This window comes from Spirosoma flavus (assembly GCF_054778555.1).
The window spans coordinates 1022419-1043621 of the sequence record NZ_BAAGZL010000001.1 but is presented as its reverse complement, the minus strand read 5'-3'; the positions used below and the strand labels follow the sequence as shown (position 1 = coordinate 1043621).

General features: G+C 50.0%; 16 protein-coding genes. 7 read left to right on the top strand and 9 right to left on the bottom strand.

Annotation, left to right across the window (positions count from 1 at the left end; genetic code table 11):
• Window positions 1-94: 94 nt before the first annotated feature.
• Window positions 95-2449 (bottom strand): hypothetical protein, encoded by a 2355-nt coding sequence (locus ACYVF1_RS04010; protein ID WP_461075856.1) that lies wholly within the window; start codon window positions 2447-2449, stop codon window positions 95-97.
• Between the two features lie 68 nt (window positions 2450-2517).
• A complete protein-coding gene (locus ACYVF1_RS04005) occupies window positions 2518-3750 on the bottom strand; it encodes a DegT/DnrJ/EryC1/StrS family aminotransferase (RefSeq protein ID WP_461075854.1) in 1233 nt (410 codons plus the stop codon).
• A gap of 187 nt (window positions 3751-3937) precedes the next feature.
• On the opposite strand from ACYVF1_RS04005, the gene ACYVF1_RS04000 reads away from it, so the two are divergent.
• The 3 genes from ACYVF1_RS04000 to ACYVF1_RS03990 all read left to right on the top strand — a co-directional run bounded on the left by ACYVF1_RS04000 (window position 3938) and on the right by ACYVF1_RS03990 (window position 7450).
• On the top strand, window positions 3938-5437 hold the full coding sequence (locus ACYVF1_RS04000; RefSeq protein ID WP_461075852.1) for a sugar ABC transporter ATP-binding protein: 1500 nt from the start codon (window positions 3938-3940) through the stop codon (window positions 5435-5437).
• A gap of 102 nt (window positions 5438-5539) precedes the next feature.
• Entirely contained in the window at window positions 5540-6490 is a 951-nt protein-coding gene (locus tag ACYVF1_RS03995) for an ABC transporter permease (protein ID WP_461075850.1), read from the top strand.
• Window positions 6491-6496: 6 nt separating this feature from the next.
• On the top strand, window positions 6497-7450 hold the full coding sequence (locus ACYVF1_RS03990) for a sugar ABC transporter substrate-binding protein (RefSeq protein WP_461075848.1): 954 nt from the start codon (window positions 6497-6499) through the stop codon (window positions 7448-7450).
• A 90-nt stretch (window positions 7451-7540) separates the two neighbouring features.
• Here the strand turns inward: ACYVF1_RS03990 and ACYVF1_RS03985 are convergent, their stop codons facing one another.
• From ACYVF1_RS03985 to ACYVF1_RS03960, 6 genes are all read right to left on the bottom strand, one after another.
• Complete coding sequence (locus ACYVF1_RS03985) at window positions 7541-8008, bottom strand: hypothetical protein (protein ID WP_461075847.1); 468 nt, start codon at window positions 8006-8008, stop codon at window positions 7541-7543.
• A gap of 13 nt (window positions 8009-8021) precedes the next feature.
• Window positions 8022-8768 carry a hypothetical protein gene (locus ACYVF1_RS03980; protein WP_461075846.1) on the bottom strand — a complete coding sequence of 249 codons (747 nt, stop codon included), beginning with the start codon at window positions 8766-8768 and terminating at the stop codon, window positions 8022-8024.
• A gap of 156 nt (window positions 8769-8924) precedes the next feature.
• Entirely contained in the window at window positions 8925-9197 is a 273-nt protein-coding gene (locus tag ACYVF1_RS03975) for a hypothetical protein (RefSeq protein WP_461075844.1), read from the bottom strand.
• Between the two features lie 214 nt (window positions 9198-9411).
• Entirely contained in the window at window positions 9412-9774 is a 363-nt protein-coding gene (locus tag ACYVF1_RS03970) for a DUF5615 family PIN-like protein (protein ID WP_461075842.1), read from the bottom strand.
• On the bottom strand, window positions 9771-9995 hold the full coding sequence (locus ACYVF1_RS03965; RefSeq protein WP_461075840.1) for a DUF433 domain-containing protein: 225 nt from the start codon (window positions 9993-9995) through the stop codon (window positions 9771-9773). The genes ACYVF1_RS03970 and ACYVF1_RS03965 overlap by 4 nt, the downstream gene beginning before the upstream one ends.
• Before the next feature lie 36 nt (window positions 9996-10031).
• The gene (locus tag ACYVF1_RS03960; protein ID WP_461075838.1) at window positions 10032-11513 is read right to left on the bottom strand and encodes a xylulokinase; all 1482 of its coding nucleotides are present in this window, start codon (window positions 11511-11513) and stop codon (window positions 10032-10034) included.
• A gap of 201 nt (window positions 11514-11714) precedes the next feature.
• Here ACYVF1_RS03960 and ACYVF1_RS03955 point away from each other — a divergent pair, with 201 nt between their 5' ends.
• From ACYVF1_RS03955 to ACYVF1_RS03940, 4 genes are all read left to right on the top strand, one after another.
• Window positions 11715-13199 carry an MFS transporter gene (locus ACYVF1_RS03955; RefSeq protein ID WP_461075836.1) on the top strand — a complete coding sequence of 495 codons (1485 nt, stop codon included), beginning with the start codon at window positions 11715-11717 and terminating at the stop codon, window positions 13197-13199.
• Between the two features lie 159 nt (window positions 13200-13358).
• Entirely contained in the window at window positions 13359-14828 is a 1470-nt protein-coding gene (locus tag ACYVF1_RS03950; protein WP_461075834.1) for an amidohydrolase, read from the top strand.
• Window positions 14829-15005: 177 nt separating this feature from the next.
• Window positions 15006-16781, top strand: coding sequence for an aspartate--tRNA ligase (gene aspS, locus ACYVF1_RS03945; protein ID WP_461075832.1), 1776 nt, complete (start codon window positions 15006-15008; stop codon window positions 16779-16781).
• A 284-nt stretch (window positions 16782-17065) separates the two neighbouring features.
• The gene (locus ACYVF1_RS03940; RefSeq protein WP_461075830.1) at window positions 17066-20041 is read left to right on the top strand and encodes a sialate O-acetylesterase; all 2976 of its coding nucleotides are present in this window, start codon (window positions 17066-17068) and stop codon (window positions 20039-20041) included.
• Window positions 20042-20261: 220 nt separating this feature from the next.
• Here ACYVF1_RS03940 and galU read toward each other — a convergent pair whose 3' ends face one another.
• Window positions 20262-21131 carry a UTP--glucose-1-phosphate uridylyltransferase GalU gene (galU, locus tag ACYVF1_RS03935; RefSeq protein WP_461075828.1) on the bottom strand — a complete coding sequence of 290 codons (870 nt, stop codon included), beginning with the start codon at window positions 21129-21131 and terminating at the stop codon, window positions 20262-20264.
• Between the last annotated feature and the right edge of the window lie 72 nt (window positions 21132-21203).

Genomic DNA, 21203 nt, shown 5'->3' with positions numbered 1-21203 from the left:
GTGAATTTAAAAACAAATAAAAACCGAGGCTTTGTTAACATGACAAAGCCTCGGTTTTTAGTGTGGTTTCGGGCAACCCGACAAACCTGGATAATTAGTCCTTCGGTTTTTCAGCCAATAGCCAGATATCGGAGATTCGGGAATTCTGCCGCCAGTTCAGGTGGGATTCTTCGGGCTGGTCGAACGTAACGCTGATACGTCCATCCTGCGTAGCCGCCAGGGGAACAATCCATTCCTTGATCGTATCGGCTTCCCGATGGTAGACAATCGGCTCCAGCCGCTGCCCATCGACACGTAGCAGCGCTTCGCCGAAACCCACCACCCGGATAACGTAGCGCGTACCAGGGTCGAGGTTATCATAGTCAAGTGCCGGGCAGCGCTGATACGTCTGCGACGACAATCGGGCACGACTGAAACCATCTTTCCACCACGCAATGTCGGTGGCATCGTCCGAAACGGTTTTCACCCGCGGCCCTTTACTGATGCTTGATACGTCGTCGTAAAAGCTTCCTTTTCCCGGATTTTCCCAGGTGCCCATCTGTTTTAGACGCGCTACCTGTTCATCGTCCGTTTTCAGCGATTTTACGTTCACAAACCCATCGGTCATCCACCATCGATTATTGAGTGGATAATCCACAAAATCGAGCAGACAACCGCGTTCATATCCTTTGGCCTTGTATTTCGGAACGCTGGTTTGAAGGCCGATAGAGGTAAATAAATCCGAGCAAAGCGTTTCTATTTTTTGCCTTAGCTCTGGCGAAACTGGTTTTATATCAGCCAGATTTACTACGTCCAAAGCCTGTTTCATAGCTGCTTCTGCGCCAATGGTTTCGGCCTGAGCCAGCCGTTCGTTTGCCCTTTGTTCGAGCGATTGCTCATAAAGTAAGCGTCGGCGGGTGTATGTATCGTAATAGGCACGTAGCATAAAAATTTGCCAGCGCCAGTTGCTACGTAGCGCCGGATTTTCGGTTTCTAGTTGCTTCCAGTACGTGAACGTAGCTTCGACACCGCCATTTTCGGCCAGCGGCCCGCTCCAGTTTTGTTCGAGAGCCGCAATGCCATCGGCAACAGGAGCATCCAGTTTCGGACCGAAGAAAAAACGCCCGTAATCAGCCAGAATTTCGTGCACATCCTGATTGGGATTCCAGCCCCGCATACTCCAGACAACCTTGTTCACGTCGTCGTGGCAACCGTCTGAATACGAAACAAATCCATCAGTAAACGGAGCCATGGCCGCCTGCGCTTTGGCATATGAATAAGGTCTTGGATTCGGCGCTTCTCGACCGAGTGTCAACGCATACGCCTGATCCCAACGAGGAACCGGAAACTCGCAACGGACATTGTGCGTAATATCGGGATACTGCCGAATCTGATACTGTTTCGGTAGCCGATACCGCGTTTCGGCCAGATTTGGGCTGCTTGGTCCATGCACTACACCGGCCAGCCAATCGGGCTTATTTTGAGCCAGGTAATCGTAAAAATAATCAACCTGTTCAACGTTGAAACCCTGTAACGAAAGCCAGATTTTTCCTTTCGGATGGTACTTGATGAGCAACGCGTGCAGGTCTTTCAAAAACGGCATGACCTCTCTGGGATGGTTGTCGCCAGGGTCGCCACCGGGAACAAAAATATGGTCGAGACGGGGGCAGGCTTTGTAAAACGATTCGTGTAAATCGAGTTCAACTTTCCGTTTGGCGGCATTCGTGAGCTCGAACGTAACGGGTGTCCAAACCCAGTAATCGAGATCGTATTTCTGGCAAATCGCGCCCATTTTCACCCGCATCTCAGTAGGCGAAACCTTAAAATGCGGGCTCGGTTTTTCTTCTTCATGAAACGGAATACCTTCAACAGCGTTGGTCCCAAAAATGGCGAGTTCGCGAATGTGCTGGTCAAACTGAGCCACCGTCCAGGCATCATACGAATTAGCCGTTGTCCGATAGCCCAACTGATGCCCCCGAATTGGATACGCGGGCGACGACGCTACGTCCACCGACTGAGGCAACTCAAGCCGTTTCGCTTCCATATTCAGGTGACGTAGCACCCAAGACGTACCAAACAGAATTCCACGCGCATCGGCACCAATAATCCATAACGTAGTGCCGTTCGCCGTTACGTTGCTAACTACCCGAAACCCTTCCGGCTTAACTTCTGCTTGATCTTTTTGCGTACTGGTCGGGACGGGCACACCCTGTAAATCTTTATCCGTCGACAATACAAATGCTACGTTAACCGGATTTGCTTTAGACCAGTTTGTACCAGTTTTTAACGTAACGCCCGTTCGTTTCGCAATCTCTTCGCTGAGCATTTGCGGAGCTGTTTCGCGCATTGGCAGGGGTATCGACGGCGACACCAGCATCACAGCCCGTTGCAGCGAAAGCGGCTGCGCCATCAACATCAATGGGCTACTAATGACTAATAAGAACAGTAAAAACGACCAAAACCGGTTCATAAATGACTAATGAAAAATATTGACTGAAAAATGGTTACGTGCCGATCGCATTGCGCATTTTACATTATCTATTTCCTCACTGCCCGCTGAATTTTACGGATCGCTTCGGCAAACGATTCCATATCGCTTCGAGTACCTAACATGGCGAATTGAAAAATCCACACAGCTTCATCAGCGCAGGCTCGCTCGGCAACGGGGCAGTACGTTTGTGCATAATCGACAGAGTCAGGAATAGCGTAGCACATCCAGTTTTTTTGCTGAAAAACGGGCTGTTTATACAACGGATGTGGATACCCACCCGAACAGGGCACACCTTCAGCCGCCAGCATCGCTACAAAATCCGCTTTCGACGTATCCCCAAACTCACGTTTATCGTACCTGAAAATGTATAGGTGATGACTATGACGTATCGCTACGTTTCCCCGGCTCAAGGGCGTAATACCTTTAATATCGACCAATAAATTATCCAGATAAAGTCCGTTTTTGTCTCGGATAATGGTCTGTCCTTCAAGCCGTTTCAGTTGCTGACTGAGCAAAACGGCCTGTAACTGCGTAATCCGGTAATTGCAGCCCGGATTGAAATGATCGTACCACTGCCCCTTCGGCAATCGCCCGACGTTACGTAGCGAATTCATCGTTTCGTACAACGTATCGTCGTTCGTAATCACCATACCGCCTTCACCCGAATTCAGATTTTTCGACGACTGAAAACTGAAACTGCCCACATCGCCAATGGAGCCAAGTTTACGTCCATTGTATTCGGCTCCGTGCGCGTGCGCGGCATCTTCAATCACGCGCAGATTGTGCCGACGCGCAATGTCCATAATGGCATCCATATTGCAGGGAAGTCCCGCAAAATGAACTGGAATAATAGCTTTTGTACGTTCGGTGATGGCCGCTTCAATGGCCGTCGGATCGAGGTTATACGTATCAGGTTCAATGTCTACGAAAACCGGTACACAATTGGCTTCCAACACAATCGATGCTGTGGCAATGAACGTATAAGGCGGCACAATTACCTCATCGCCGGGTTTTACGCCACAGGCAATGAGCGCCATACGTAGCGATACCGAACCGTTGGCGCAACTCAGCGCGTATTTGCTGCCGCAATAATCAGCGAATTGCTGTTCGAATTCCGCTACGAGCCCGGCACAATCGGGGTTTCCCCACTGACCGCTACGTACTACGTCGGCCACGGCCTGCACTTCCTGTTCATCAAAAATTGGCCAGGGAAACGTAGTAGTAACCATTTTTTCGCCACCGTGAATGGCTAGTTGCGTACAGGGAGCTAGTGTATTCATTACGTTCTGATAGAAAGCATATCACTCATCATAATACGTTGACAGACTCACTTCGGGCTATTGAAACCAGCGATTTTACTACGTTAGGAGACGTAATACGTAGCAAAATCAGCGCGTAGTTTTATCATTACGGTATATTTGGCCGATTACGGTCTTAGAGAATCGACTGAACGGCCCTCACTACGTTATGCAGGTAAATCAGGATTACATTCTTCAGGTACGTGGATTAACGAAGACATTTTCGGGCGTGAAGGCGCTGGATAATGTTCAGTTGGCGGTACGTCGCGGGGAAGTGCACGCGCTGATGGGCGAGAACGGGGCGGGAAAATCGACGCTGATGAAAATCCTGATTGGGCTCGAAACTCCCGATTCAGGTGAAATCCAGTTCGAAGGCGACGACCTGACAACGGGCCATGTTCGAGACGTAATGAAAAAAGGCATTTCCATGATTCACCAGGAAATGCTGCTGGTTCCGGAACTGACCGTAGCGCAAAACATTTTCCTGGGTCGGGAAGCAAACGGCAATCTGTTTAGCTGGCTGAACGACCGAAATCTGAACCAGCAAGCCGCCGAATTGCTGAAACAAATGGGTGTCGACATTGCGCCCGACGTGCCGATGAAACGCCTGAGCGTAGCGCAGATGCAGATGGTGGAAATTGCCAAAGCCATCTCGAACGACGCCAAGGTGATCATTATGGATGAGCCGACCTCTGCGCTGTCCGACAAAGAAGTTGCTACGTTATTTAGTATTATTAAAGACCTGACCGCCAAAGGCGTAGCTATTATTTATATCTCGCACAAAATGGACGAGATATTCACCATATCCGACACCATCACCGTCTTGCGTGACGGTACGTACATTGGCACCAAACCCGCTTCCGAACTGGATATTGATACGTTGATCACGATGATGGTCGGGCGGAAAATCGAGAGTCTTTTTCCGAGTTCTAAAACGGAACGTGGAAAAGAAGTTCTGTCGGTTAAAAAACTGAGCCGACAGGGTGAATTTGAGAACATTAGCTTTTCGGCCTACGAGGGAGAGGTGCTGGGGATTGCTGGTTTGATGGGCGCTGGACGTACCGAAATCGCCCGGACTATTTACGGTCTGGACAAACCCGATAGTGGAGAAATTTACCTTCAGGGTAAATTTATTGCTGTAAAATCACCGCAGGAAGCCATTCAGCGGGGCGTCGGCTACGTGAGCGAAGACCGAAAAAAGCTGGGCTTTATTCCGCGCCTGTCCGTTCGGCAAAATATTACGTTGTCGAGTTTGCGACAGCACGCCAAAGGCGGATTGGTGCAGGCCCAAAGCGAAGCCGCGTCTGCGCAGGCCATCATGAACGATCTAAAAATTAAAGCGGCCAGCCCGAATCAGCCGGTGGTTTATCTGAGCGGGGGCAATCAGCAAAAAGTAGTGATTGGCAAAGTGCTGCTTTCTTCTCCGTCGCTCGTGATCCTCGACGAGCCCACACGTGGCATCGACATTGGGGCCAAAGCCGAGATTTACAAACTAATCAACCAACTGAAAGAGAAAGGCATAGCGGTAATTCTGATTTCATCGGAACTCCCAGAATTACTCGGCTTGAGCGATAGGATTCTGGTTCTGGCGAAAGGGAAATTAACAGTCACCCTCTCAACCGAAGACGCGACACAGGAAACGATTATGCGGTACGCCATGCAGAATTGAGAAGGCTCCGACAGGCTCCGGCTGTCGGTTGTAGCTACTGAGTTAGTCGCTAAAGCGACTCCGACAGCCGGAGCCTGTCGGGGCCTGTACGTAACAACACGAATGGAAAAATCATATAACGAACGTTTACGAGGTTTGGGCAAATACGGCCTTTTTGTTGCTTTCTTCGCTATCTGTCTTACCCTTACGTTTCTCGCCCCTACGTTTCTGACCGTTCAGAATCTGATGATTATCGTTACGCAGGTGTCGATCAACGCGTTGCTGGCCTTCGGCGTTACGTTCGTTATCATCACTGGCGGTATTGATTTGTCGGTAGGTTCAATTGTAGCTGTTACAGGAATCGCAGCCGCTACGTTTGCCCATCCTGATACGTATCCGGTAGTTGTGCCGATTGGCATGGGGTTACTGGCAGGACTGTTGTTCGGCGCTTTTAACGGATTCATCATTACACGTAGCAAAGTGCCGCCGTTTATCGTTACGTTGGGAACCATGACCGTGGGAAGAGGGTTGGCGCTGATTCTGAGCAAAGGCCGACCAATTTCTAATCTTTCCGATTCGTTCAACTTCATCGGTGGCGGGAAAATCCTGGGTATTCCAACGTTGATTATTATTCTGATCGTTACGTTCATTATCTGCACCATCATTCTACGGAAAACTGTTTTGGGGCGCTATATGTACGCCGTAGGTGGCAATGAACAGGCTGCCCGCGCGTCTGGTATTCAGTTGAGTACCGTAAAAATGATCGTTTATGCCCTGTCAGGAGGATTGGCGGCTTTGGCTGGTATTCTGCTCACTTCCCGTATCACCACCGGCCAGCCGAACGCCGGCGCTGGTTTTGAACTCGATGCCATTGCCGCTGCTATCATCGGCGGAACCAGTACGTCGGGCGGCACAGGCACCATGACCGGTACGTTGCTTGGTGCGCTACTAATTGGCGTTATCAGCAATGGTCTCGATTTATTGAACGTAACGTCTTATTACCAGCAGGTTGTGATGGGAATTATCATCATTGGAGCCGTTGTGCTGGATAGTCTGAATCAATCATCTCACTAACGTATCATGAAACGACCACCGTTACCATTACTTGCTTCTACCCTACTATTCAGTACTTTACTTATTGGCTGTAATCAATCGTCATCGAGCGAAAAAAGTGGCGGGAGCGACGGTAAAAAGATCGTCGTAGGAGCATCCATGCTCAGTATGCAGAACGAATTTATCGTGAACGTTCACGATGAAATGGCTAAAAAAGCCGAAGCTGATGGCGTTGAACTCATCACCGTCGATGCGGAGCGGTCGGCGCTGAAGCAGGTGGAGCAGGTCGAAAGTTTCATTGCGCAGCACGTCGACGCCATCATCATGAATCCCTGCGAGGTGGAAGCCAGTTCGCCCGCCGTGACTAAAGCGCTGGCCGCAAAAATTCCCATCATCAACGTCAACTCTGAAACGAGTACAAAACCGTCCGCTTTTGTAGGTTCGGATGACGTCGAATCGGCACGTATCGCCATGAAATTCATCGCCGACAAACTGGGCGGCAAGGGTAACGTATTGATGATGCACGGCTATATGGGGCAGGCGGCACAGATAAAACGCGAACAGGGTGCGCAGGAAATTCTCAAGCAGTATCCAAATCTGAAACTGTTGGCGCACCAAACCGCCGAGTGGGACCGCGCCAAAGGGATGTCGCTGATGGAGAACTGGATTCAGTCGTACGGTTCACAAATCAACGCTGTTTTTGCCCAGAACGACGAAATGGGTCTCGGAGCTGTAAAAGCCTTAACCGACGCAGGTCTGAAAGATAAAGTCTTGGTTGTCAGCATCGATGCTATTCCTGACGCCTTGCAGGCTGTCAAAAAAGGGACACTGGATGCTACTGTTTTCCAGAATGCTGAACAACAAGGCGCCAAAGCCATTGAAACCGCTATCAAAATTGCGAAAGGGCAACCTTACGATAAAGAAACGCTGATTCCGTTCCAACTCGTAACAAAGCAGAATCTGGGCGAATTTTTGAAATAAAGGCCCTAACAGGCTCCGGCTGTTGCAATAGCGTTAGCGATTAACATGATAGCTGCCGCGTAGCCCACAGCCAGAGCCTGTGGGAGCCTTTTAGCTCACTTTCTGTCGGGTTTTCGCCTTGCCTTGTTCAGAAATTGCCCCACTTTCCTGACGGGTCATCTTTTTAACATATTCAACTCGTCGGAAACGTAGCGCGCTCCAGTCTTCGTCGATAGCTACCATACGAACGGGCTCGAAACCGAGTTTCCCTAAAGTCGTCCAACCCGTGTCTCGATTGAAATCGCACTTATATTTTTTCGATGAACCTTTTGGATAAGCCAGCCATAGCAACCCATCACCCTGAATTTTTTCGGTCAGAAGCTGACTAACAGCATCCACTTCCTGCTGGGTTTTCACAAAGGCAATCGCAAAACTACCGATTTGAATTTGCTCTGGCGACGTAACAATAGTAGCCATCGAACGCATCTCATCCATGATGGGCAAAAACTCATCCGGAGCATTCAGGACGGTAATTTCTGGTTGGGTTTTGTAGTTCAGTTTAGCGAAGATCGGGTTCATAAATCGGTAGAAGTTATTGCGTGGGCAAAGATACGTAGAAACCATCCGCCTGTTTGAACGGAACCGGATCGGCATATTCGTATACCCCATCAATGCGCTGGCTCAACACTTGGTCGCGGGGGAGCACCTTTACGTCCGATGCCCAAAATTTTGTATCGATAAAAAACTCAGTTTTAAAATCCTTGTCAGTCGATAGCGTCAGATAATTACGAAACGTCAAGGGTGATTCCTCTGGCGCATAGGTATATACGTTGACATCAACGAATTTTTTGTTACTCATCAATTTCGATGGTTCCTGCACAACGCTGGCCTGTCCGGGAAGACGTATCGTGCCTTGAGGTACGATCACAAATTGCTGTTTTTCCAGTTTGGTCTGGGGCGGGATAAAGGCAACAGGATCAGCTTTGGTAATCGTGCCACTCAGGGCAGAAGAACTAACGTAGCGGTTGTATCGCAACGAAGAACCTGTTACGTCCACATTGGCTACGTCGTACCAGTAATCGACTTTGTCTTGCCCGATAATAAATGAAGAACGCTTCCAGTCAACGTATAAGGGCTTATTGAGTTTGTTGACCAGCGTAAGATGCATCAGCCCCCGCTCGCTGGCGAAATTATACCGAAGCGTCAACGTATCGTTATCGAGAATTAGACCTTCTTTGGCAGGACGAACATTTGAACCACGTAACGTAACAACCTGAATTTTAGGCGTGCAGCTCGTCAATAGCACACCCAGAATGAAAAGAAAAGTGAGTGGTTTCATAGTAGCTGATTGTTAGGAGTAACCATGTAGTAACGCAGCAACTGGCGAAAAGACCTAATCCTAAACAAGGCATCTTCCTGCGTCAACCAGTTGGTTACCTGAGTGTGATATCCGAATTACTCAGGAACGGAAGGCGTAGAAGCTTTAGAAAACAACTTAGTTTTTAGGCTTTATCATTTTAAAATCCAGCTTGATCTTGCGCGGTTGTCCGAGGTAGCTAGGCATAACAACGAATTCGCCTGTCTGGGTGTCGAGTATAATCGATTCTCGTTCGCTGGTTACAGCTTGGTACCGCCGATTATCTGTATTTCTGGGTTCAGGTTGGTTTTGGCTGGAAGGTTTGAAATTGGCCAGTAACAGAACGCCAATCAGTGTAAGCGCGCCCAGAAAGAAAGACCGTAGGTCAATCGAAAATTGAATCGTTTTCATAGCCGATATAGTATTGTTTACACATCAAGGTTGCCTTCTCTTTTAAAGAGAGATGACAACTAATTGTTATGTTAAATTTTCGCCAGAATAAGTTGAGACACAGACCAGGACCAAATTTGGTTATCAATTTTTAACAAAAATCGGCAGTATGTATATCTAGAATTTAGGTGCACGTACTGCCGATTTCTCTAAGAAAGCCTTCCCAAGGCAAAAACTAAATAGGAATTGTCCCCGTCGAATAAATAGCCAGGCACCCTTCCTTTTCCGACAATGGGTCTGAGATAAAGAATTCAATATTGGATTTATAACGAATAAGCAATTCTACAGCTTGTTCATTAGTCAGATTGCCAGTCCGTAGCCAGATAATTTTGGGTGGCGGTCCATAAAGCGCGGTCAAGTTGTAGAGATCTTCATCAAACGTAACAATCGTGAATTCATTCTGCCGACAAAAATCCCAGATGGCCCGGTCATTCTGATCATACAGCCCGTTCTCACGAACGCCTTCGACGGCCGGAAAATGATCCTTCCGTTTTTTAACAACTCGGTAAGAAATATTCTGGTCAAGAAGAAGTTTCATGCAGCAATCCGAAGCGAGTTCTCTTTGTGAGCTGCAAAGGCCAGACTAGCATAAATATCATCTTTGGTCAACTCCGGAAAATCGCTGATAATCTCGTCCATCGTCATGCCAAAGGCCAACCAGCCTAAAACATCACCAACAGTAATACGCATACCTCTAATGCAAGGCTTTCCACCTCGTTTCCCAGGCTCTATAGTGATAATCTGACGGTAGTCGACCATACCTTTACATATTTACACAAAGCTAGCAACAAACGATTATTTTCCCCCTAAAGCCGTCGACCACCGCCCATATGCTTCGCGGTACGCTTCCTGCGCCCGCATATCGGGTTGGATGGTTTTTGTTACGTGCAAACCGGTGAAGGCTTCCTGGGCATTTTTGTAATGGCCCAGACCAAGTCCAGCACCACGAGCGGCTCCCTGTGCGCCGTCGGTATTATACAGTTCGATGGTAGCACCAGTGAGATTGGCTAACGTATCGCGGAAAAGCGGACTCAGGAACATATTGGCCTCTCCCGCCCGAATCGTTTGCAAGCCAACGCCCACACTTTCCATGATCTGAATACCGTAATAAAGCGCAAAAACGATACCTTCCTGCGCTGACCGAATCAGGTGTGGCAACCCGTGCCGTGTGAGTTGCAGTCCATGAAACGACGCGCCTAAGTCAGCGTTTTCGAGCATGCGTTCGGCACCGTTTCCGAATGGGAGGCACACCAGTCCGTCGGCACCGATGGGGGCTTCGTGTGCCAGTACGTTCATCTCGTCGTAACCCACCGTTCGACGTAGCACCTGATTACGTAGCCAGCTATTCAGAATGCCTGTTCCGTTCACGCACAACAAAACGCCATATCGCGGAGCCTGAGCCGTGTTGCTGACGTGCAGGAACGTATTGACTCGCGATTGCGGATCGTATTTAGCCTGATCACTCACGCCATACACCACACCCGACGTACCAGCCGTAGCCGCAATCTGACCCGGTTCCAGTACGTTCAGCGACCACGCATTATTTGGCTGATCACCAGCGCGATACGTAACGGGTGTGCCAGCAGCAAGACCCAGTTCGGCGGCTGCCGATGCGGTAATTTCGCCTTGCGGTGCAAACGTGGGTTTGATAGAAGGAATTAATGACGTATCAAATCCGAAATAATCGAGCAGAAACTGCGCGGGCTTTGCTTCCTGAAAATCCCAGAACGCGCCTTCCGAAAGTCCGGACGCTGTTGTAACAATGTCGCCAGTCATGCGGGCGGCCAGATAATCGCCGGGTAGCATGAACTGAGCGACCTGCGCGTACACATCCGGTTCGTTCGCTTTCACCCAGGCCAATTTAGCCGCCGTGAAATTGCCCGGTGAATTCAACAGATGATGCAGTGTGTGTTCGTGGCCAAGCGCATCGAAAGCGGCATTTCCATATGGAACCGCCCGGCTATCGCACCAGATGATGGAAGGACGTAGTACGTTAAAATCCTTGTCGACAACTACCAGCCCGTGCATCTGGTACGAAATACCAATCGCTTTTACCTCGCTCGGTTGAATAGCTGCCTGCTGCATCACGGCCTTGCTGGCCAGACAGGCATTTTGCCACCATAGTTCGGGTTGTTGTTCGGCGAAACCCGGTTGGGGAGCTTCGATGGCCATTTCAGGTTGCGGATAAAACGCCGACGCAACAACGTTACCGTTGTCGGCATCGATTAAACACGCTTTGACAGACGAGCTGCCGAGGTCAAATCCAAGGAGATACATTAGCAAGAATAGTTAGCAGTCAGTAAAGACCAACGACGACGCAAATTACCGAAAATCATGGATTGCACCCTGTCACAGTTTTAAGGTTTATGCTACGTATCAAGATAGAATTTGGAGACGTAACAATGGGCCAGTTACCAAACTGAGCTAAACAACGTAGCGTTTCTGCCGGTTAGGTTCCTGAATAAACCTGTTTCGCCTGTGTCTGTCCCAGTTACTACAACTACTACGTCGTCGCCCAACAAATGGATTATTCTGGGAACGGTGATGTTCGGTACGTTTATGTCGACGCTCGACAGCAGCATCGTGAACATTGCCCTGCCCACCATTCGCCGGGAATTAGCGGCTGGTGATAGTGTAGAATGGATAGTCTTGTGCTACCTGCTGACCACAACCAGTACGTTGCTCATCATGGGCAAACTGTCGGACTGGGTCGGGCGAAGGCAATTGTATATCAGCGGGTTCTGTGTGTTTGTATTCGGTTCGCTACTCTGCGGGTTGGCCTGGAACCTGTGGTCGCTGGTGGGTTTTCGTGTGGTGCAGGGCTTGGGAGCGGCTATGATTTATGCTGTTGGACCAGCCATTATCAGTGATGCTTTTTCGCCGAAAGAACGGGGTCAGGCACTTGGCTTTATGGGATCGGTGGTGGCGGCTGGCTCCAGCGCCGGGCCGGTGATTGGCGGGTTATTGCTCGGCAAATTCGGCTGGACGAGTATTTTCTGGGTCAACGTACCGATTGGTCTAATCGCCATCTGGCGTGCCTGGACTATTTTACCCGAAAGCCCTAAAGTAACCAACCAACGTTTTGATCTGGTGGGCGCAGGGTTATTTCTGATAGGAGTTATTACGTTGCTGACCGGCCTCGATTTTGGCCCCGAACCACGCTACGGCTGGGATGATACGTTAGTTATCAGCCTATTATCCATAGGCGGTGTTTTACTAGTACTTTTTCTTCTCTGGGAAATGCGTGTCCGTGAGCCGATGCTACGTCTTGATTTATTCAAAATCTGGCCGTTTACCTCGGCGATTTTATCGGCTTTTTGTGGATTTGTGGCCTCGGGCGGCAACCTGTTTGTCATTCCTTTTTTCCTTCAACAACTGCTGGGGCTAACTCCCGAACGGGCGGGACTGATTTTGCTGGCGGGTCCGTTAACGCTTAGTATCGTAGCTCCTTTGGGTGGCTATTTATCCAGTCGTGTGCCAACGCGCTGGCTGTCAAGTGCGGGATTGTTGATAACGGCCTGCGGGTATTTTGCCTTTTCATTTCTCGATACCGATTGGGAGTGGCAAGATGTTATCTGGCGGAGTTCGCTGGTGAGTTTGGGGTTCGGTCTGTTTCAGTCGCCAAACAGTAGTAGCGCGTTGAACTCGGCTCCCCTAGCCCAGCGGGCCCTTGCCAGTAGCATGATTGCCTTTATGCGAAATCTCGGCTTTGTGGTGGGTATTGCCTTGGCTGCGGCCATATGGTACAGTACCCGAAACCGCTACGCCCTAGCCAACAACGTAACGCCTGAAGCCCTTGAGGCTCAACTGCTTGGTATGCGTTACGCTTACCTGACTATGACAGGATTAATAGTAACGGGCGCTCTTCTTTCTTTCCTACGTGGCAAACCAAAACCAGACCCATCACCTGCTGTAAAAGACGTTCCTCCTTTAGCCGTAGCAACTCCTCCGGGCAATCAGTAATTTGGTCAATAACTGAACGTAGCATTCAAAATCATTAAAGCTCTTTATTACGCAAATCTGGAGCTCAAGCAATTATTGTTACGTACTTTTATCATTTTGCCGTATTTTTATCGGCTTTATGACCAAATTGTCTATTTAAATACAACCGTGACGATTTCTATGAAAACACAATTTCTTACTGCGGCACTGCTGTTGCCTTTACTGGCTGTTGCTCAGCCGAAAGCTAAAAAAGCAGCAACGTCAGCTATCGATTCAGACAAGCAAACCATAGTGGCAGATCTCGACAAGCGATTTCCTGAGTACGCTGGTATCTCGAAACAAATCTGGGATTTTGCTGAACTTGGTTATCAGGAAGAAAAAAGCTCAGCCTTGCTCGTTGAACAGTTAAAGAAAGAAGGTTTCGACGTAAAAACGGGCGTAGCGGGCATTCCGACAGCGTTTGTTGCTACGTATGGTTATGGCAAACCCGTGATCGGCATTCTGGGTGAATATGACGCGCTGCCCGGTCTGGCCACAGAAGCCAAACCCGAATTTACGCCCATTCAGGGTCAGAAAGGCGGCCATGGCTGCGGCCACAATCTGTTCGGAACGGCCTCTGTCGCAGCCGCTACCGAAATTAAGGACTGGCTGAAGAAATCGGGGCATTCGGGAACGATACGTATTTACGGCTGCCCGGCCGAAGAAGGTGGTTCGGGAAAGGTGTATATGGTACGTGAAGGGTTATTCAAGGATGTCGACGTAGTGCTGCACTGGCATCCCGGGGCTCAGAATGCAGCCGATGCCAGTACGTCGCTAGCCAATAAAAACGCCAAATTTCGGTTTAAAGGCATCGCGGCTCACGCGGCTGCCGCGCCCGAACGAGGCCGGTCGGCGCTGGATGGCGTAGAAGCCATGAACTATATGGTCAACATGATGCGTGAGCACATTCCGTCTGATACGCGCATTCACTACGTGATTACACGCGGTGGCGAAGCGCCGAACGTAGTACCGGCCTTTGCGGAGGTTTATTATTACGCTCGCCACAAGGACCGTGATATTCTGCAAAGTGTCTGGAAACGTATCGAAAATGCCGCCGAAGGTGCGGCTAAAGGAACTGGTACACAGGTGGAATGGGAGGTTTTGGGTGGCGTATATAACCTGCTGCCGAACGTAACGCTGGCCGAAGTGATGCATCAGAATCTGCAAACTGTCGGCGGCATCAAATACACCCCTGAAGAAACGGCTTTTGCTCAAAAAATCAGTACTACGTTCAACGGCCCGAAAGTCCCTGTTGAAAGTGCGGCCGAGGTGAAAGACTTCCGCACAGCCTCCGAAACCACCACCAGCAGCGCTTCTACCGACGTGGGCGACGTAAGTTGGGTGGTTCCAACAGTTGGTTTGTCAACTGCTACGTGGGTGCCGGGTTCATCGGCCCATAGCTGGCAATCGACGGCCGCTAGTGGCATGAGTATCGGTCAGAAAGGCATGCTGGTAGCGGCCAAAACGATAGCCCTGACTGCACTGGATTTATACAAAACGCCAACCCTGATCGAGAAAGCTACCGCCGAATGGAATCAGAAACGCGGGGCCGATTTCAAATACGAAGCCCTGCTCGGCGACCGGAAACCAGCCTTGGACTATAGAAAGTAAAGAGCGAAAGAGTGAAAGAGTGAAAGAGCGGCTGTCCAGTTCCCGTAAAGTATCTACCTTTGCGGCAGAATTTAAAGAGCGAAAGTGCGAAAGAGTAGAAGAGTGAAGGCCATTCGACGGTTTCGCTCGCGTCAGCTTTTTCACTCTTTCGCTCTTTCACCCTTTCGCTCTTTATTCATGCTGCGTACTCATACTTGCGGAGAACTCCGCCTTACGAATGCTAACACGACGGCCTCACTAACAGGCTGGGTACAAACAATCCGCGACAAAGGTGGTGTACTCTGGATTGACCTCCGCGACCGCTACGGCATTACCCAACTGCTGCTGGAAGACGGTCAGACCGCTCCTGAACTGTTCACAATTGCTCGCTCGCTGGGACGTGAATTTGTGATCAAAGCTACGGGGACTGTCATCGAGCGGAAGTCAAAAAATCCGAATCTTCCGACTGGCGATATTGAATTGAAAGTCACGTCGCTGGAAGTATTGAACCCAGCCAAGCTGCCGCCTTTCCTGATCGAAGATGATACCGACGGGGGCGACGATCTCCGCATGAAATACCGCTATCTCGACCTGCGTCGTAATCCGGTTCGGCGCAATCTGGAGTTACGGCATCGGATGGCACAGCAAACCCGACTATACATGGACGGGCAGAATTTCATTGAAGTTGAAACGCCGGTTCTGATTAAATCGACGCCCGAAGGTGCACGCGATTTTGTAGTGCCCAGCCGGATGAATCCGGGTGAATTTTACGCGCTTCCTCAATCGCCACAGACGTTCAAACAGTTGCTGATGGTGTCAGGCTTTGACCGGTACTACCAGATTGTCAAATGTTTCCGCGACGAAGACCTTCGCGCAGATCGTCAGCCTGAGTTCACACAGATCGACTGCGAGATGTCGTTTGTGGAGCAGGAAGACATTCTGAACATGTTCGAAGGATTGATTCGGCATTTGTTCAAGGCGGTTAAAGGTATCGACCTAGCCAACGTACCGCGCATGACCTACGCCGATGCCATGAAGTTCTACGGCTCTGATAAGCCCGACACCCGCTTCGATATGAAGTTCGTTGAGTTGAAAGGTACGTTCGACACGGTGGATTTAACCTCGGGCAAAAACTTTGGTGTGTTCGATTCAGCAGAATTGGTCGTCGGTATCAACGCACCCGGCTGCGCTCACTATACCCGGAAACAGATCGACGAACTGACCGATTGGGTGAAACGTCCGCAGATTGGCGCGAAAGGGCTGATCTACGTTCGCTATAATGAAGATGGCACGTTGAAATCATCCGTCGATAAGTTCTATTCGGAGGAAGATTTGCAGAAATGGGCCATCCAGTTTGGGGCCAAACCCGGTGATCTGATGCTAATTATTTCGGGTGATGCGGCTAAAGCCCGGAAGCAATTGAATGAACTACGACTGGAGATGGGTAGCCGTTTAGGGCTCCGTGATCCGAACGTATTCAGTACGTTGTGGGTACTCGATTTCCCACTGCTCGAATACGGCGAAGAAGAACAACGCTGGTTTGCTATGCACCATCCGTTTACCTCGCCAAAGCCCGAAGATATACCGCTGCTCGAAACTGATTTAGGGTCGGTACGTGCCAACGCTTATGACATGGTTATCAACGGAACTGAAGTGGGTGGCGGCTCCATTCGGATTTTCAACCGCGAGTTGCAGGCGCGCATGTTCAGCATCCTGGGATTCTCGGACGAAGAAGCGAAAGCACAGTTCGGCTTCCTCATGGACGCATTCGAATTTGGCGCACCACCCCACGGCGGAATTGCCTTTGGTTTCGACCGGTTGTGTTCCATTTTCGGGGGCGAAAACTCCATCCGCGATTTTATTGCCTTCCCGAAAAACAATTCCGGCCGCGATGTCATGATCGATTCGCCCTCTGTCATTAGCCAGGCTCAGCTGGATGAATTAAAAATAAAAACCGCCGTTGGCGTTAAATAAGTCTAGTTTTCAACGTAAATGCGTCTAAAATAAAGAAGCTCAATCTGTTAACAGATTGAGCTTCTTTATTGGCAAAAATAGTGGCCAAACCGCCTATATTTCGTCTCACAGGTAATTCTACAAAAATTTATCAGTCGGTTAAAAACGCACAAAATCAGAAACATAAGTTGAATACATGAGGGCTAGTTTTATGTTACCACAAAAGGTAATGAGTTGATGTAAACGCTTTCACAAAGAAATTGCACTAACTTTCTGATTCGGTTCCGCCAACACCATTCACGTCTATGAAAAAGTATCTACGACTCCTGTCGTTGGTTTATTGGTTATTTCCGCTCAACTCACTTGCACAACTCGTTATTACCAGTCCGGTGCCCCGGATGGTTTTTCAACGTAATCAAGCCAACCAGGCCAACATTCTTGTCGCCGGAACAGCCCCTCAAGGCGCCAATATCGTCGAAGCCCGCGTTGTTCCGTTAGCGAGTGGACAGGGCGAAATAAGCGCCTGGACGACTTTAAGCATACTTCCTAACTCATCCGCTTTCCGGGGCAGCCTACCCGCAGTAGCCGGTTTTTATCGGCTCGATGTACAAGCCCGTTCGGGATCGTCTGTCATAGCCAGTACTTCCGTAAATCGGGTTGGCGTAGGTGAGGTGTTTATCATAGCGGGGCAGTCGAACAATTACGGTGGCTTTCAGCGGGTTCAGAGCGCTACCGAAGACCGCGTCTCGGCCGTTGATATTCAGCTCGATAGCATCAGCGACCAATTGTTGCCGCTACGTATGAGCAACGTCAGTTATGGCACCGCCATCGGTCCCAGCCAGCCTCCTCATTTGTGGGGTTTACTGGGCGATAAACTGGTTCAGCGACTAAATGTACCGGTTATGTTCTTGGGAGCCTCTTTGGGTGCTACGTCCAGTAGTCAGTGGCAGCAATCGGCAGCTGGCAATATCGGAACAACACCCCAAACGTCGGTCTATCGACAGTTAGGAACCGTACTGCTTCACTACGTAGCACGAACGGGCGCGCGGGCTGTGCTTTGGCATCAGGGCGAAAGTGATAACTTTTCTGACCAGCCAACGTATTACAACAACATTCAATACGTAATCCAAAAAAGTCGGCAGCAGGTTCGTGGGTCTCAACTGCCCTGGGTGGTATCGCGGGCCAGCTATATTCTTGGGCAGACCAATCCGGGCGTTATAGCGGCTCAAAATCAACTCATTGCCAATGTACCCAGCGTATACCCCGGTCCTTCTACAGACGACATTGTTGGCCCCGTAAACCGGCCCGACGATATCCACATGAAAGGCCCCGGTTTGATCGAATTTACGAACCGTTGGGATCAGAGTCTGTCGGCTTCTTTTTTTCAGAATGCGGTTCCGTACCTACCAAACGATGAGTCGGCGTTGATTACCAGCGCCTATACGCTGCCCCTGATCCGTCGACCTGGCGACATAATCACCGCAGCTTCTCTTCGAAACGTACCACAGGAAGCTAATAATCAGTTCTTTGTTCAGATTCTCCGGAGCAGCGACAACCAAATTGTATTTGAATCGGCCCCTACTACGGCCAATCCTATTCTGGTTACCCTCCCCGCCAACCTGCCTGACGGCCAATACCGTTTTCGAACGCTTTCTACGCATCCTGTCACCGTTGGCACCTTGAGCGAGCCGTTTACGGTGCAGGCGGGGGCAGCCGCTTTGCCATTTCCGCCCGTTTTGCAGCCGCCGGTAAGCGGTGGTACTGCCGACGTTGTCATTCGCCGATTTGGGTATCGGTACGAGCCAGAAAGCCACGGCTTCTATGCAATGGTACAAGCTACGGCTCCGGTGGAAGTGCGCATCGAACGTATCGACGGCGGTGGTTTCAATGACTCAGGCTGGAACGTAGCACAACCCAGTTCGGAAGCGCCCGACTACATCGAATTTGCCGATTTTAATTACATACGAAACTATCCCCCTGTTTCAGGCGGTGTCGGCGGTGTTGAGCCTAGAGGCCGTTATCGGTACTCAGTACGTCGCCAGGGCGATTCGGGTCCGGGCCTTTGGTTCGATCTTGTTTTTATTGGAAGACGTAACATTCTGTATTATCCGATGGAGCCAATTGGCCCTATCCCACCCGTTCTGACCATTACGAACGTACCGTCATCCTGTGTAAGCAGTTCCTTCAGCGTATCGTTCGAAGTAACCGACGGAGCCGTTAATGGCGGCAATACGTTCTCTGTCCGGCTCTCCGACGCTAATGGTTCATTTACGAACGAAACAACGATTGGCTCCGGTAGCAGCAGTCCTATTTTCGTTACGTTACCGCCGGGTTTACCGGCTGGTTCAAACTACCGGGTCCGGGTATTAGCCTCAAATCCTTCGCTGGTGAGCGCGCCCAGTACGTCGCTCACCCTATGTTCGGGGGCCGATTTGTCGATAAAAATGGTTCTCGGCCTCCGTACGCCAGCTGTTCAGCAGCCTGTCGACGTAACGGTAACACTCACCAACAGCGGCCCGTTGGCTGCCGACGGTGTGGCGATACAAAGCTTACTGCCGAGCGGGCTTGAGTTTCTTGATACGTCGTCTCCGGCAATTACGGCTACGAGCAGCACGGTCAGTATCAACGCGGGAAGTATATCGCCTATGACCAGCATACCGTACGTATTCAGGGTCAGAGCCGCACATATAGGCACGTATTACACTTCAGCCCAAATCATCAGCAGTAATCAAATCGACCCTGACAGCCAGCCAAATTCCGGCACAGGCGATGGTCAGGACGACACGGCCACGGCTGACTTGCGAACTACTTTTGAATCTAATGTTTACTACGCATCATCACCTAACCCCAATCAAACTCCCTTACAACCCGTACAGACAAATCAGCCGCCCATATCCTCGTCAAGGGCCGATCTTAGTTTAGATTTGATTACCAGCAAGTTACTCCTTTCCCCTAATGAACCCCTTCAGTTTCAGTTATCGGTTAGCAACCGGGGAGGTGCTACTGCCAGTGCGGTATCGGTCCAAATACTATTACCCGTAGGCTGGCAATTGCTCAATCCAGGCGGTTTTGTCATTAATGGCCAAACGGTAACCGGCACAGTCGATTCCATTCCGGTTGGTCAGAAGAGAACGCTGACGCTATCGGTTCAACCCAATGGCAGCGGGTCGGTGCGAGCTCAGATTGCCGGAAGCAGTCCTCCAGACGACGATTCAACGCCGGGCAATGGCTTCCTGAACGGCGAAGACGATGAGGCTTTTGTAACGGTTCTGGTTAATTAATGTGAAGAATGAAACCCACGCGACAGCAATACGCTGTAAGCCAATAGGTTACAGCCTCGACTTATCTATTTCCTGACTGTGACAGTATAAAAAACCAGCCCTCGCTACGTTAAGTACTACAACCTGACGTAACGAGGGCTGGTTTTTATAACCGGATATATGCAGATGGCAATACAGCGAAGAGCAGAAATTAACCCTTCCTATATCTCTCTCATGCATCTCACTCACCTTTCCGAATGATCTCTTCCAGAAAAGCCCGAAACTTATCGGCGAATTCAGGGCGTTTGAGCGCAAATTCTACCGTTGTTTTCAGGAAATCGAGTTTGTTGCCAATGTCGTGCCGCTTTCCTTCGATGCGATGGGCATACAGGTTTTCGCGTTTGAGCAGCAGCAGCATGGCGTCGGTCAATTGAATCTCATTATTTTTACCAACGGGCGTCTGCTCGAGCATCGAAAAAATTTCGGGTGTCAGGATATACCGACCAGCGATAGCCAAGTTCGATGGGGCTTCGCTGATGGCCGGTTTTTCGACCAGTATTTCCAGTTCCAGAATGCGGTCGCTCAATGATTTTCCGCCCACGATTCCGTACCGATTCACTTTGTCGTGTGGCACTTCTTCTACCGCAATCACCGAACAACCGTACTGAGCGTGCGTATCAATCAACTGCTGCGTCACCGGAATTACAGCGTCCATGATGGTATCGCCCAGCAAAACCGCAAATGGCTCATTACCAACGTGATGACGAGCATAACGAATAGCATCACCCAAGCCGTTCAGTTCACGCTGTCGAACGTAATGCAGGTTCGCCATGTCCGACAACCGACGCATTTCATCCAGCAATAACTGGTCTTCTTTTTCTTCCAGCCGGGTTTCGAGTTCGTAGTTCCGGTCGAAGTGATCTTCAATGGCACGCTTTCCTTTCCCGGTAATAATCAGAATATCTTCAATGCCCGAATCGACGGCTTCCTGCACGACGTACTGAATCGTGGGCCGGTCAATAATCGGAAGCATTTCTTTAGGCTGAGCCTTGGTGGCAGGCAAAAACCGGGTTCCAAGTCCGGCGGCAGGGATGATGGCTTTCTTGATCATAATGAAAGAGTGAAAGAGTGAAAGAGTGAAAGAGCGAAAACCATTCGGCGGAAGCGTCCGGCAGGTACTTTC